The 13,857-nt window shown below is 41.5% G+C and carries 13 protein-coding genes; 11 read left to right on the forward strand and 2 right to left on the reverse strand.

The window, feature by feature from the left end; all coding sequences use genetic code 11:
* The first annotated feature begins 84 nt into the window (after nucleotides 1-84).
* From pgaB to def, 8 genes are all read left to right on the forward strand, one after another.
* Nucleotides 85-2,160, forward strand: a complete 2,076-nt coding sequence (gene pgaB / locus KCV09_RS01160) for a poly-beta-1,6-N-acetyl-D-glucosamine N-deacetylase PgaB (protein WP_048763599.1) — start codon at nucleotides 85-87, stop codon at nucleotides 2,158-2,160.
* A 12-nt stretch (nucleotides 2,161-2,172) separates the two neighbouring features.
* Nucleotides 2,173-3,441, forward strand: coding sequence for a poly-beta-1,6-N-acetyl-D-glucosamine synthase (pgaC, locus tag KCV09_RS01165; protein ID WP_004935977.1), 1,269 nt, complete (start codon nucleotides 2,173-2,175; stop codon nucleotides 3,439-3,441).
* 22 nt (nucleotides 3,442-3,463) lie between these two features.
* The gene (gene pgaD / locus KCV09_RS01170) at nucleotides 3,464-3,877 is read left to right on the forward strand and encodes a poly-beta-1,6-N-acetyl-D-glucosamine biosynthesis protein PgaD (protein ID WP_004935979.1); all 414 of its coding nucleotides are present in this window, start codon (nucleotides 3,464-3,466) and stop codon (nucleotides 3,875-3,877) included.
* Between the two features lie 173 nt (nucleotides 3,878-4,050).
* Entirely contained in the window at nucleotides 4,051-5,187 is a 1,137-nt protein-coding gene (locus KCV09_RS01175; RefSeq protein WP_212515411.1) for an acyltransferase family protein, read from the forward strand.
* A 64-nt stretch (nucleotides 5,188-5,251) separates the two neighbouring features.
* On the forward strand, nucleotides 5,252-5,830 hold the full coding sequence (gene pnuC / locus KCV09_RS01180) for a nicotinamide riboside transporter PnuC (RefSeq protein ID WP_151753788.1): 579 nt from the start codon (nucleotides 5,252-5,254) through the stop codon (nucleotides 5,828-5,830).
* The gene (locus KCV09_RS01185) at nucleotides 5,827-6,111 is read left to right on the forward strand and encodes a hypothetical protein (protein WP_151753787.1); all 285 of its coding nucleotides are present in this window, start codon (nucleotides 5,827-5,829) and stop codon (nucleotides 6,109-6,111) included. The genes pnuC and KCV09_RS01185 overlap by 4 nt, the downstream gene beginning before the upstream one ends.
* A gap of 254 nt (nucleotides 6,112-6,365) precedes the next feature.
* Complete coding sequence (locus tag KCV09_RS01190; protein WP_212515412.1) at nucleotides 6,366-7,217, forward strand: Cof-type HAD-IIB family hydrolase; 852 nt, start codon at nucleotides 6,366-6,368, stop codon at nucleotides 7,215-7,217.
* On the forward strand, nucleotides 7,217-7,708 hold the full coding sequence (gene def / locus KCV09_RS01195) for a peptide deformylase (RefSeq protein WP_212515413.1): 492 nt from the start codon (nucleotides 7,217-7,219) through the stop codon (nucleotides 7,706-7,708). Before KCV09_RS01190 ends, def begins: the two co-directional genes overlap by 1 nt.
* Here def and KCV09_RS01200 read toward each other — a convergent pair.
* Nucleotides 7,676-8,482, reverse strand: a complete 807-nt coding sequence (locus KCV09_RS01200; protein WP_212515414.1) for an AraC family transcriptional regulator — start codon at nucleotides 8,480-8,482, stop codon at nucleotides 7,676-7,678. The two genes, def and KCV09_RS01200, sit on opposite strands and share 33 nt — an antisense overlap.
* A 103-nt stretch (nucleotides 8,483-8,585) precedes the next feature.
* Between KCV09_RS01200 and KCV09_RS01205 the strand changes: the two genes are divergently transcribed.
* Complete coding sequence (locus KCV09_RS01205; RefSeq protein WP_212515415.1) at nucleotides 8,586-9,800, forward strand: MFS transporter; 1,215 nt, start codon at nucleotides 8,586-8,588, stop codon at nucleotides 9,798-9,800.
* Between the two features lie 60 nt (nucleotides 9,801-9,860).
* On the opposite strand, the gene KCV09_RS01210 is transcribed toward KCV09_RS01205, so the two are convergent.
* Nucleotides 9,861-11,009, reverse strand: a complete 1,149-nt coding sequence (locus KCV09_RS01210) for an aldose epimerase family protein (protein WP_407651947.1) — start codon at nucleotides 11,007-11,009, stop codon at nucleotides 9,861-9,863.
* 335 nt (nucleotides 11,010-11,344) lie between these two features.
* Between KCV09_RS01210 and KCV09_RS01215 the strand changes: the two genes are divergently transcribed.
* Nucleotides 11,345-13,399 carry a TonB-dependent siderophore receptor gene (locus KCV09_RS01215; RefSeq protein ID WP_212515742.1) on the forward strand — a complete coding sequence of 685 codons (2,055 nt, stop codon included), beginning with the start codon at nucleotides 11,345-11,347 and terminating at the stop codon, nucleotides 13,397-13,399.
* 161 nt (nucleotides 13,400-13,560) lie between these two features.
* Entirely contained in the window at nucleotides 13,561-13,857 is a 297-nt protein-coding gene (locus KCV09_RS01220; RefSeq protein WP_004936009.1) for a cold shock domain-containing protein, read from the forward strand.

The following is a 13,857-nucleotide window of genomic DNA, read 5'->3' on the forward strand; positions in this document are numbered from 1 at the left end:
AATCATCAAATAAAAGTATTTTTAAATGCTTTAAATTGATTGTAAAAGGTATTCAGAAAATATTTTTTTGAAAAGATGGTATATATGCTTACTCGCTTTCTTCTGAAACAACTCGCATTCAGTGTATCCATTGTCTTAAGTACGACAGTCGCAATTGCACATGCTGAGAATCTAGCTTCAAACACTGAAAATCCTGTGGTGAAGGAGATTCCGCTTGTGACCAATCCGCATACTGGTGAAGAAGCTGAAGAAGCACCTAAAATTGATGTGTCTACGCTGACCATCATTGGTTATCATGAAATTACCTCTAAAGAAGCGATTATTCCAGATTACGCCGTAACACCACAGCGCTTTGAAATGCACTTGGATTGGCTGATCAAAAATGGTTATCACTTTATTAGTGTTGATCAATTAATTAAAGCCAATGAAGGCAAATTAAAATTACCGCCAAAACCGGTTTTACTGACCATCGATGATGGCTATCAATCATTTTATGACTATGCGTACCCGATTTTAAAGGCACGTAAAATTCCAGCCGTACTTGCCGTTGTAGGTAAATGGCTGAACGTCAAGCCAAATCAAATGGTACAGTTTGGTGACGACAAGCTTGCGCGAAACAAGTTATTAACTTGGGCTGAAATCAAGGAAATGCAAGACAGTGGCATTGTCGAAATTGGCAGCCATAGCTTTGACTTGCACCATGGGGTGATGGGTAACCCACAAGGCAACTCAGAACCTGCGGCAACTACTCGTATTTACGATCCTAAAACCAAAACGTATGAATCAGACAGTGCTTATGAAAAACGTATCACCAATGATTTAAAGAAAAATATTGAAACGTTTAAAGAGAATGGTATTCGTGCGCCACGTGTAATGGTCTGGCCGTATGGACGCTATAATCTGGAAACGGTGCGTATTGCCAAAAAACTGGGCATGCCAATTACCATTACTCTAGATGATGGTCCAGATCATGTGACCAAATCGCTCGGGCATTTAAACCGAATTTTAGTGATGAAAGGCGAAAGTACAGACGATCTGGCACAAGACATTATTAACCGTCAAATGAATTTGACCGATAATAATCGTCCGCAAAAAATCATGCATGTCGATCTGGACTATATTTATGATAAAAATCCAGAACAAGTTGAGCGTAACTTAGGTCATTTGCTCGATCGAATTCGAGAAATGGGAGTTAATACGGTTTACTTACAGGCCTTTTCAGACCCAGATGCCAATGGCTCTGCCGACATGGTGTACTTTCCAAACCGCTATCTTCCAATGCGAGCTGATTTGTTCAACCGCGTCGCTTGGCAAATTTCGACACGTACCAGTGTGAATCGTGTCTATGCGTGGATGCCATTAATGGCGTGGGAATTGCCAAAATCGAATCCGGTTTCCAAAAAGCTGGTGGTTACTCAGCAGCCAAAAAGCTCCGATCATTTAAACATGGGTTATATCCGTTTAAGTCCGTATTCGCCTGAAGCGCGTAAAGTGATTGAAGGCATTTACACAGATTTAGCCAAGTCATCTACGTTTGATGGTATACTGTTCCACGACGATACAACGCTATCGGATTACGAAGATGCCAGTCCAGACGCGTTAAAGGCCTATGCCAAAGCGGGTTTGCCGACTGATCTTGAAAAGATCCGCAACAACGATGCGCTATTATCGAAATGGACTGATTTTAAAATCAAAACCATCGATAATTTTGCGATGAAACTGGTTTCAGACGTTCGTTACTATCAACCTTTCTTGATGACTGCCCGTAACTTGTATGCGCAAGTTGCTCTGTCTCCTTATGCCGAAAACTGGTATTCACAGTCGTTGGAGCAGTCACTCAAGCGTTACGATTTTACTGCGATTATGGCCATGCCTTATATGGAGCAGGCTGAAGATCCGACCAAGTTTTATCAAGACATTGTAAAACGTGTCAAACAGTACCCAAATGGTATCAAGAAAACGGTGTTTGAATTACAAGCAACCAACTGGCGAACCAACAAGCCTGTTCCTTCACAGGAAATGGCAGATACCATTCGCTCGCTTTACCAGCAGGGTGCCATGCACGTGGGGTATTACCCAGATGATCCGTTTAAAGATCATCCTGACACCAAAACCATGCACGACGTATTTGCGACTAAACCGTCCAAGTTAGTCCCGTAACAGGAATTGACCATGTCAACGACTTTACATCATTTGTGGCAGACAGCGCTGAATTTTGTATTCTATTATCCGCTGTTTATGTCCTATTTATGGATGATGGGTGCGCTCATATTTTATTGGAAAGAGCGCAAAGATCCTCCATATCAACAGCCAAAAGCATTGGAATCGTATCCAATGGTGGCTGTGCTTGTGCCTTGTTTTAACGAGGGCGATAATGCTGAGGAAACCATTACCCATGCACTTGGACTAGATTATCCAAATTTTGAGGTAATTGCCATTAATGATGGTAGCTCGGACAATACTGCTGAGGTACTGAATCGTCTGGCTGAACAACATGAAAAACTGCGTGTGGTTCATTTGGCGCAAAACCAAGGCAAGGCCATGGCGCTACAAGCGGGTAGCTTGCTGACGGAAGCCGAAATTCTAATTGGAATCGACGGTGATGCCTTACTGGACTCACATGCGGCAAGCTGGATGGTGCGTCATTTCCAGCAAGACCCAACCGTAGCCGCAGTCACGGGAAATCCACGTATTCGTACGCGCTCGACCTTGCTTGGCCGTATTCAGGTGGGAGAGTTTTCTTCGATTGTGGGCATGATCAAACGTGCGCAGCGTAGCTTCGGGCGCTTATTTACAGTATCTGGCGTGATCACGGCATTTCGTAAATCTGCGGTACATGAAGTGAATTACTGGTCACCCAACATGCTGACCGAAGACATCGATATCACTTGGAAATTGCAGCGTGCAGGTTGGGACATACGTTTTGAACCGAATGCACTGGTATGGATTTTAATGCCAGAAACCTTTACCGGGCTTTGGAAGCAGCGTTTACGCTGGGCCATGGGCGGTGCACAGGTTTTGCTTAAAAATCTGGATGTATTCTTTAAACCTAAACTCAATTTTTTATGGCCGCTGATGTTTGAGCTTTGCCTGACATTGGTCTGGTCATACTTGATGTTACTGTTGGCGATCTTGTGGGTGGTGCATTTTGTATTCCCGCTAGGTCAGCTATCAGGAATCAGCTCTCCATTCTTGCCGTATGGAAGTGGAATTTTGCTTGGGGCAACCTGTCTGATTCAATTTGCGCTGAGCAAATGGATGGACAGCCGCTATGAGCCAAACTTAGGCAGAAATTATTACTGGATGATTTGGTACCCGTTTGTATTTTGGTTGATTACCATTACCGCTACAATTGTGGCCTTTCCAAAAGTCCTGCGTCGTGGAAGTGAAAAACGTGCGCGATGGGTTAGCCCTGACCGTGGTATTCGTATACAAGATTAAGCATATTGCTGAGTAGATGTTCATGAAATCAAATAATTTGATTATCGATTTGCGTCGCCAACTGCCTTGGCATAAACGTTATGTTTCAACGACTACGACTGCCATGATGTGGGCAGGTTGGTTATTGTTGTGGCGTCCGTTTTTGTTGGTTTGGTTGTTGGTCGAGTTACAAAAAACTCATTTGGTGCATCGTGTCTTTAGTGCAATGAGTGTTGGGGTTGAGCACGGCATTACATCATTGATTGTATGCTGTATAGCGCTGTTACTGTGGAGTAATTTTATTCCAGCAAAAAGTGTAAAAAAGACCAAACAGAAAGAAATTGACGATTATGCGCGTTATTTTGAGTTGACCCAGCATGAAATTCAGCAAGGTAGAGCTCAAAAAGTAGCGGTGATTCATCATGATGAAACTGGACGGATCACACATATCGAGTGATCTGAGCCGAGCTGTTCAGTAGAATTATTCATATCATTATGCCAGTTTACCCCCGTGAGCTGGCATTCATGTTCTTGACATATCAAAATCATCCTGCATGTGTGCAACAGTATCGCTAACGTTCATCAATGCGGCATTGTGCTGACAGACGGATCGGAAAAGAGACCCACCTTATGCAACACTCAAGCAAATTAAATGCTGTGGAAAGTATTCGCGGTTTAGCCTGTCTGGCCGTGGTATTTTCGCACTTAAGCTTGAGTTTTTATCCGTATTTACATCATTTTGACGACCATGATCAGGCCACAAATGTGCTGGTATATTGGATTCATCATTCACCGTTTACGTTTTGGTATTCGGGAACTGCGGCGGTTTATGTTTTTTTCGTGCTGAGCGGGTTTATCTTATCTTATGTGATTGGCAATAGCCGCGCACCGAAGCAAAAAATTAAATCAATGCTCATCAAGCGTTATCCACGGCTGGCCATTCCGGCACTCATTTCATGTATTTTACTCTGGGCTGCGCTGTATTTTAGTGATATTGATAGCTCGCAAGTACAGTACTGGCTACAAGTACTGGCTCAGCAAAACTCAAGTTTTGGGCAGGCTATATACGAAGGCACGATCGGTTCGTTTTTATTTGCTGAATCAAGTGTCAATTGGGTACTTTGGACCATGCAAGTTGAGTTGATTGGGTCTGTGGTTTTGTTTGCCTTGTTGTACCTTAAACAATATAGCTTAGGGTTGTTTTTGACCCTTGTACTGATGTTTCCCCTGAGCTTTGCACTGTTTAAAAATATGGATTTGTATTTGGGACTAATCAGCTTTCTTTTAGGGTCGCTTATTTTTTTCTATGGGCGCCGTATTGCTTCAAATGCATGGGCAGGGCTACTTCTGGCTTTAGGGTTGTACCTTGCCGGGGCGCATAACTCCAGCTTGGCTTATCAGGGAATTTATCAATTTTTAGGCGATAAAACCTACGATTACTGTAATTTTCTTTCGGGAAGTCTGATTGTGTACAGCATTTTAATGAGTCCGCTATTGTCTCGTATGCTGGATCGACCAGTCTTTGTTTATTTAGGCAAATTATCATTTTCGGTATATTTATTACATCTGATGTTACTCTATATCGTTTGTTTACCTGTCTTTAATTACTGTGTACAACATGGTTTTAATTACGACAGCGCATTCATGGTGGCGTCTTTGGTTTTTTTAGTTGCGATACTGATTTGCTCTGATATATACAGTCGCGTGGTAGATCGTTTTGCAATTTTTATTAGTAATAAACTAGCGCAATATTGGGCAGGCGCTTAACGACAAGCCATTCGAATGTGTAAGTTGGTGGCTGTTTTTTTCTTTATGGGTGTGGGTGACGATAATGTCTACTCTTGAAATTGTTGCTGTCTTGATCAGTGTGATTGGCGTGACACTGACTGTTTTACGTAACATGTGGTGCTGGTGGTTCAACTTTATTGCATTTTTGCTTTATGGCTATTTGTTTTATACCTATAAACTATATGGTGAAACGATTCTTCAAGCATTTTTTGTGGTGGTCAATTTTTATGGCTTTTACTACTGGCTTAAAGGGAAGCAGACCGATCACGATATTCGCATCGAACCACTTGCGCCGCAAACAGCATTATTTCAAATGTTAATAGCAGCAGTAGCTGGCTTAAGTTTTGGTCTAATATTAAAACATTTTACCGATGCGGCAGTGCCGATGTTAGACGCTCAGTTGGCTGCATTTAGTTTGCTGGCCACCTACTGGACCAGCCGTAAACATATTGCCACCTGGATATTGTGGGTGGTGGTTGATATTGTTTATGTGGGGATGTTTATTTATAAAGCGCTGTTTCTTACTGCGGTGCTTTATGCTGCTTTTGTGGGACTCGCTGCTTTTGGTTGGTGGCAATGGGAGCGCGTAAAAAGTAAACAAGATGTGGCCAGATCTGCATGACAATTTTGGATTTAGAAGCATACAAGATACAGCAATTTGAACGCATGGCCGAAAAAATCATCAAAAATCCTGGGTACTATTTGGATTTTGATTCGGTTGCAGATTTTTATAAGGCTGTGTGGCTCAACGATTTCCCGCAGGGGACTGCTTTTTCAGCGACAGGCTTAGATGATGGCGCTGAGTGTTTTTATGCTGTCATTGAATACAAGCAGAAAAAGATCAGTATCACTATTGATCACGATCGCTATCATGTAGATTATCTAAAAAAAGATTTGATCTAGAAGATAATTGGCAGAGCTTTTTTATTCATATTTAATGTAATAAAAATATAACTTCTGTGGGTACAAAAAATAGCAAAAAGCTTGTGAATACGCGGAGTTGCTAAATTTCACTCGAGAAACTACTTCAATTGGTTAAATAATCTGCAAACAAATTTATACCAAATAAATTTGTGATTGATTTCATAAAACTGTGATGTACTGTTAAGATAATAGCGAAACAACAAATAAACATCACACTCAACCATGAGGTATAAATGCCAGTCAAACTTATCGCAGTCGATATGGATGGAACGTTTTTAAATTCAGAGAAGAAATACAACAAAGCGCGCTTTTTAAAGCAATACGCGCAGCTCAAACAACGCGGAATCAAGTTCGTTGCTGCCAGTGGCAACCCGCTCTATACCCTTCAAGCTTACTTTCCCGAAATCGCACATGAAATCGCTTTTGTTGCAGAAAATGGCGTGTATGTGACCGATCAAAATCAAGAAATTCATTATAGTGCATACGCACCTGACACTTTAGAGCGCATGGTGCGTGATTTAGAATCTGAGTACGGCAGTAGCGTGATTTTATGTGCTAAATCTTGCGCGTATGTTCGCTCGGATGTATCGCAAAAAATACTGGATAAATTAAATATCTACTTCAAAAGTATTCAGCAGGTCGATAGTCTCCTCGATGTTAAGGAGCCAATTGGTAAAGTCACGCTGACCACTGTTGAGCACGATTTTAAGAGCATGGAGCAGTATTTAAACCAGCAAGATTATGTGCAAAATCAGCTGACCAAAGCAGTCTCAAGCGGTTTTGGATTTATTGACTTGATTATCCCAAACAAGCACAAAGCATTTGGTCTATCATTTTTGCAAAAAAAATGGGGCATTGCTGATGATGCCATGCTGACCATTGGCGATAACAACAACGACATCGAGATGGTTCAAAAAGCGGGGTACGGCTTTGCCATGCAAAATGCAATTCCTGCGCTAAAAAAAGTAGCCAAATTTCATGCTCGAAGCAATGAAGAAGAAGGCGTGCTCGATGTTATTGATCTGGTGCTGCAATCGAAAGGGTTCTCTGAAGATCTTTTTTGTGAACCCGAGGCGATGTCTTAATGCAGCCAATTTTGCCAGTAGCGCAGCGGGGAGAAGCGATACTTAAACTCAAAGCAGCAGCAGTTGCAGAGTCTGAGTTTAATTCTTCATGGCTACTGCATTTGGCAGAAGCACTGCAAGCGACTATGCTGGCCAGAAACGGCGTCGGCATTGCTGCACCTCAGGTTTATGTGTCGAAGCGCGTCATTATTGTGGCTTCTCGCCCAAATCCGCGCTATCCCGATGCACCCGAAATGCAGCCCGTGGTCATGATCAACCCTGAGATTTATGCACAATCTGAACACCTTTGTTTGGGTGAAGAGGGCTGCTTAAGCGTACCCGATCAACGTGCACAAGTTGCCCGTGCAGAGCAGATTCAACTTCGTTATTTTACTTTACAAGGCCAGCTTATAGAGGCGACGTATACAGGTTTTATTGCGCGCATCGTTCAGCATGAGATTGATCATCTGGATGGAATTTTATTTGTCGATTGTGTTACGAGCAGTGATTAAATTCTGATCTTCCATCATTTCATAACTTTTGAATTGTTGTGGGGTAATACCCAAATGGCGTTTAAACATGGCACTAAATGCACTCGGGCTACTATAACCCAGCGCTTCGGCAATACTTGACATAGATTGACCATCTGCGATTTTACTCAATGCCAGTGCAATATGCATTTGCTGTATCCAGCCACGATATGATAACCCTGTTTGTTTTTTAAATAGACGCATAAGTGTGCGCGAGCTGGTTCCCATTTCGTCTGCCCAAGTGTTTAAATCTTTCGTATGCTGGGGAGATTGCATCATCAGCTCACATATACGGCTTAAACGTTTGTCTTTGGGCCATGGAATTTGAATAGGGAGCGAGTTTGCAGTTTGAATCTCATCAAATATCAAAATTTCCAGTGCATTTAATAAAGCTTCTGCATGAGTTTGGTTGGCTACAGATTCAGCTTCCAACAGATTTAACCGAATCAATAATTCGTGGAGCAAATCGCTGACTCGGATTAAAAAACATGAATTCCCCATTACTGCCGCAGCTTGTGCATCAATGAGAGCGGTATTGAGTTTAACCTGACTCAAACAAATCATACTGTGTTCTACACGTGCTGGAATCCAGACAGCGCATTTGGGCGGTACGATCCACACCTGATCGTTACACAATACCTGAATGGTGCCGTGTGAAGCATACAGGAGCTGCGCACGTAAGTGCATGTGCGGATACGACACTTCTTTATAAGAGCGCTCGGCATATAAGCCAATCACCAGTTTATTAGATTTCATACTTAATGTTTAAGATGTCACTTAGACAACAATTATTGGAAGATAAACGTCTAAATGACAAATTACAATAGTTGTTCTGCTTCTGTTTTTGGAGTTTTTAAGGATGACGTCTTCTGTACAGTTGAAAGACACACCCAATTTAAATACCGCACCGATACAACCACAAAAAATGATCATTCACATTGTGGGTGCCGTGGCGATTGCCCATTTGCTCAACGACTTGATTCAAGCTGTTTTACCTGCAATCTATCCAATGCTCAAGGCCAATTTTGCCCTGAGTTTTGCACAAGTTGGGCTGATTTCGTTTGTTTATCAAATTACGGGTTCGTTGCTGCAACCTTGGGTTGGACTGTACACCGATAAACATCCTAAACCCTACTTACTCCCGATCGGGGCTGGCGTGACCTTAAGTGGTGTATTATTGTTGGCATTTTCACCGAATTTTATGGTGTTACTACTTGCTGCTGCATTGATTGGCGTGGGCTCTGCAACTTTTCATCCTGAAGCATCGCGTGTGGCTCGTCTTGCATCGGGTGGCCGATTTGGTACAGCACAATCGACTTTTCAGGTGGGCGGAAATTCAGGAACGGCAATCGGGCCAGTTTTGGCAGCTTTAATTATTGTGCCTTTTGGTCAGCATGCACTGGCATGGTTAGTGGCTTTAAGTATTTTGTCGATTTGTATTTTATCTCGGGTGAGCCGCTGGTCTATCGAGCATGCCAAATCTAAAGTGGCGACCAAAACCAATAGCACTCTTCACAAATTACATGGGCGTCAGCTTTTTATGGCGATTGGTACGGTGTGCATACTGATGTTTGCCAAGTTTACGTATATTGCCAGTATTAGTAATTATTTTACTTTTTATCTTATTCATAAATTTCAAATCAGTTTACAAACTGCGCAGCTCCATTTGTTTGCTTTTCTGGCTGCTGTAGCAGTGGGAACCTTTGCTGGTGGACCGATTGGAGACAAAATTGGCCGTAATGCTGTCATTTGGGTGTCTTTTGTGGGGATGGCACCTTTTGCATTGATCATGCCTTATGTCGATTTATTTTGGACTACTGTACTTTCAATTCTTGCAGGGCTCATACTCTCATCTGCTTTTGCCGCCATGGTGGTCTATGCACAAGAGGCAGTTCCGGGGCGTGTGGGCATGATTTCAGGTTTAATGTTTGGTTTGATGTTTGGTGTGAGCGGAATTGCAGCCGCAGGGCTAGGATATTTAGCCGATATAAACGGGATTGAATGGGTATTTAAACTGTGCTCATTTATGCCGCTATTGGGGCTAGTAGCATTTTTCTTGCCTAAAACCAGATAAGACTTGATTCGCTGAGCACCCTTTATTGTTTTGAACAATAAAGGGTGCCACGATAAAAGCTTAATTTTGCACACCAAATTTAAAGACGGTTTTGCTTTGAAAGCTTTGATGCGGATCTAGACGCGTCGAAGGAAAATGTGCTTGATTCGGACTATCCGGATAATGCTGTGTTTCGAGTGCAACAGCATCTCCTTGTCGGTACAGGACGCCGTTCGCGCCTGCAATTTGACCTAGCAAGTGATTGGCAGTGTACATCTGAATACTGGGTTCGGTCGTTAAAATTTCTAAAGTCCGTTTAGATTGAGGGTCGAAGACAAATGCTGCACGTTGTAACTTATCTTGACCTGAATTGATGATCCATGTTTGATCATAGCCATAACCAAACGCCAATTGCTGGTTATTTTGTCGAATATCTTTCACAATGGCTTTGGGCTGTCTGAAATCGAAAGGAGTGCCTGCTACACTTTTAATCTCGCCAGTGGGTAAAGAGTTTTTGTCGGTTTGCAAAATGCGATCGGCATTGAGTTGTACGATATGATTCATCACACCATAAGGGCTATTTTGCGCGCCCGACAGATTAAAATAACTGTGATTGGTTAAGTTAATCACGGTCGGTTTATCTGTTTTCGCTTTATATTCAATTGTAAAGGCGTTGTCATCCGACAAACTATAAATAACTTCTACATTAAGTTTCCCCGGAAATCCCTGATCTCCATCTGGACTGGTCAGTTTTAACGAAGCTTTAACTTCTTTGCCTTTAGAAATAAGCGGTTGCACCTGCCAGACGCGTTTATCGTAGCCCAAGCCTGCACTATGTAGAGTATTGGGACCATTATTCTTTTCTAAATGATACGTTTTGCCATCTAAGGTAAACGAACCATGCCCAATACGGTTGGCATAACGTCCAATTAACGAACCAAAGTGAATGCCTTGTTCAGTATCAACCACTTCATAACCATGTAAGTTATCAAACCCTAATACAATATTGTCTTTTTTGCCTTGAGCATCGGGTGTCATGATGTGAGTAATGACGCCACCAAAGCTGATAAACGATACCGATGTACCTCGATCATTCTGCATGGTATATAATTGGACAGCTTGTCCATCTTTTGTCGTACCATAGGGCTGCTGTGTTAATGTGGCTGCAAAGGTCGTTGAAGCAAACAACAGACTGAACAGATTCAAATAAGCTAATTTTTTAAAAATCACTCGATGTTCCTCTTTTAGATATATTTTTTAAATCAATTTTAGGTGTCAATAATAGCCATGGGTTTTGTAAGATATTCTTATTGGATCAATCCTGTATCAATATAAAAACTGATCAACATATGTTGAAACGCGATTCTAGCATTCCAATTATTTGTGATTTCCTATTCTTTTGTCATGAATGTAATGATAACTCCCATCTTTGCCGAATTTTTGAATAAATAATTGATAATGGTTATTGTTAATTTTTGTATTATTAATATAATCGGTTCTTATTTCAAGGAAGAATCCTCTTGTTTAAAGTCAGTTTTCAGTATCTTTGTCTCCTATCTGTCGGCATGTATAGCCATACCCATGCTCAAGATCAAATTAATCAATTGCCTGTCATTATGTTGCAGTCACAAAGTGATCAAGCACATGCATATCACGTAAAAACATCTGATTCTGCAACTCGAACCGATACTCCACTTAAGGATACACCTCAGTCGGTCAGTGTCATTAGTGCTGCTATATTAAAAGATTTGGCGCCATCACGACTCACAGAGGCGCTTGATGTGGTCGGCGTAGGGCGTGGCAATAATTTTGGAGGACAAGGACTGACCACGTACACCGTACGCGGTTTTACCAGTGGTGAATATTTTCGTAATGGTTTTCCAATTAATCGCGGCTATCCAAACGCGCCTAACCAATATAACGTAGAGCGAATTGATGTGCTCAGAGGTCCTGCATCCAGTTTGTATGGACGAACTGACCCCGGGGGAACATTTAATATAACGAGTAAAACACCTAATACAGAATACACAACAATTCTAGGTGCGGGTTTAGACAGTGAAGGTTTGTATCAGGCTACACTTGATACGACTGGCGCAATGAATACAGATAAGACGCTGACCTATCGTTTAAATATTGCAGGTGAAAACGGTGAGACGTATCGTGATCATGTAAAATCCAAGCGTTTTAGTATTGCACCAGTACTTCAGTGGACACCATCTGACTATACCAAGCTTACATTTGAAGCCGACATATTACGTAACCGTCATCCGCTAGATCGTGGCTTTACCCGATATCCAAATCAGCAAACCACGTATTTTGATTCCAAAGAATATTGGTGGGAATCTGGCAAGCAACGTAATTTACTTTACAACAATAATGATATGTTACAACTCAGACTGGAGCATCAACTCAATGATGACTGGACGCTAAATGTAGGCGGACAATATCTAAATGGTGAGTTATATGGCTATGCGGTTGAAGCCAGCGGGCTCAAAGCAAATACCGATGGTCAGGTGATCAAGCGTAACTATAACTGGAGAAGATTAGACTGGATTGATAAAAATATTCAGGCAAATGTGCAAGGAAAATTTAATTTATTTAACATGCAGCATACGCTGGTCACTGGCGTTGAGGCTGAACAGTACGACTATAAATCTTATATCATTCGTTCATCGGGCAATAATTTTGATCTTGATATTACAAATCCAATTTATGGCGCATCGTTGCCTGCTTTAGACAGCCCAGCACTTGATGATCGCGAGAAATTACGTAGCCTTGCCTATTTTGTACAAGATCAGATTGATTTGAATGACAGACTCAAAGCATTGATTGGTATGAGATACGAGCATTATCAGCATGAATATACAAATCATTTAAATCAAAGCCAGTGGTCCAAAGATTTTAATGCACTGGTACCACGTATCGGATTGGTATATTCATTGACAGATCAATGGAATATATATGGCAATATCAGTCAGTCATTCAAACCGAATACTGGTTCAGACCGTTTCGGACAAGGTTTTGATCCAGAGAAAGGTATGTCTTATGAAATTGGTTCGAAGTTACAATTATTAGATGATCGCTTAGCATTCGATAGTGCTATTTTCTTTGTTAAAAAGAAAAATGTGCTGACACCAGATCCAGTGAATATCAATAAATCAGTGGCAGCGGGCGAGGTACAAAGTCAAGGTTTTGAGCTCAATCTGAGTGGTCATATCACACCACAATGGAAAGCGATTGCCAATTATACTTATTCAGATACTGAAGTGGTGAAAGACAATATTTTATTGAAAGGAACGCGTCTGGCGAATATTCCTAAGAATACGCTGAATCTATTGACTCTTTACGACTTTGATTCAGGCATCTTGAATGGTTTGGGGCTTGGAATTAATCAGCGCTTTATTTCAGATCGTAAAGGTCAGACATCGAACACAACTTATAATATGAAAGCATATGCTGTGACAGATTTAATCGCTTACTACAATGTATCAAAAGCACTGCGCTTAAATGCTAGCGTGAAAAATATTTTCGATAAAAAATATGATGATAGTGCCTTTAATGCTTATGTATATCCAGGTCAAACACGTTTGTTGCAGGTCGGATTAAATTATCAGTTTTAACTCAATCCCGCATTTGTCATCAGGCGCAGCATTCAGGCTGCGCTTCTTTTTAATCCATATAGAGCAATCAGTATATCTGCAAAGAACGCTCGTGCTTGATTGTCGCGCTGATTCAAGTTTGAGGTATAATGGACGATTGAGTAACGCTACGGGCATAATTTATGAAATCTGAAGTTTATCAGGGCAAAATCAAGCAATACGACGCCACTAAAGGCTATGGTTTTATTGGCGGCCTAGAGCAAGATGTCTTTTTTCATATTTCAGACTTTCCACTTGAAGACGGTGAGCCTAAGCGCAATGAACGTGTGAAATTTATGGTGGTCGAAAATAACGGTAAGTTTAAAGCGGTTAAGATTCAGCGTGTCGTCGATCAGTCTGCAAAAGCTAAAAAATCACGTGCAGTGGAAAATAACACGACGATTACGTCGGCTTTACTCTCAAATTTTAAAAATAAATGA

The organism is Acinetobacter soli (genome assembly GCF_018139125.1).
GTDB lineage: Bacteria > Pseudomonadota > Gammaproteobacteria > Pseudomonadales > Moraxellaceae > Acinetobacter > Acinetobacter soli.

Bases quoted from the DNA above. Each gene is read 5' to 3' on its own strand.
- pgaB (WP_048763599.1), top strand. From the start codon at position 85: ATGCTTACTCGCTTTCTTCTGAAACAACTCGCATTCAGTGTATCCATT.
- pgaC (WP_004935977.1), top strand. From the start codon at position 2,173: ATGTCAACGACTTTACATCATTTGTGGCAGACAGCGCTGAATTTTGTA.
- pgaD (WP_004935979.1), top strand. From the start codon at position 3,464: ATGAAATCAAATAATTTGATTATCGATTTGCGTCGCCAACTGCCTTGG.
- KCV09_RS01175 (WP_212515411.1), top strand. From the start codon at position 4,051: ATGCAACACTCAAGCAAATTAAATGCTGTGGAAAGTATTCGCGGTTTA.
- pnuC (WP_151753788.1), top strand. From the start codon at position 5,252: ATGTCTACTCTTGAAATTGTTGCTGTCTTGATCAGTGTGATTGGCGTG.
- KCV09_RS01185 (WP_151753787.1), top strand. From the start codon at position 5,827: ATGACAATTTTGGATTTAGAAGCATACAAGATACAGCAATTTGAACGC.
- KCV09_RS01190 (WP_212515412.1), top strand. From the start codon at position 6,366: ATGCCAGTCAAACTTATCGCAGTCGATATGGATGGAACGTTTTTAAAT.
- def (WP_212515413.1), top strand. From the start codon at position 7,217: ATGCAGCCAATTTTGCCAGTAGCGCAGCGGGGAGAAGCGATACTTAAA.
- KCV09_RS01200 (WP_212515414.1), bottom strand. From the start codon at position 8,482: ATGAAATCTAATAAACTGGTGATTGGCTTATATGCCGAGCGCTCTTAT.
- KCV09_RS01205 (WP_212515415.1), top strand. From the start codon at position 8,586: ATGACGTCTTCTGTACAGTTGAAAGACACACCCAATTTAAATACCGCA.
- KCV09_RS01215 (WP_212515742.1), top strand. From the start codon at position 11,345: ATGTATAGCCATACCCATGCTCAAGATCAAATTAATCAATTGCCTGTC.
- KCV09_RS01220 (WP_004936009.1), top strand. From the start codon at position 13,561: ATGAAATCTGAAGTTTATCAGGGCAAAATCAAGCAATACGACGCCACT.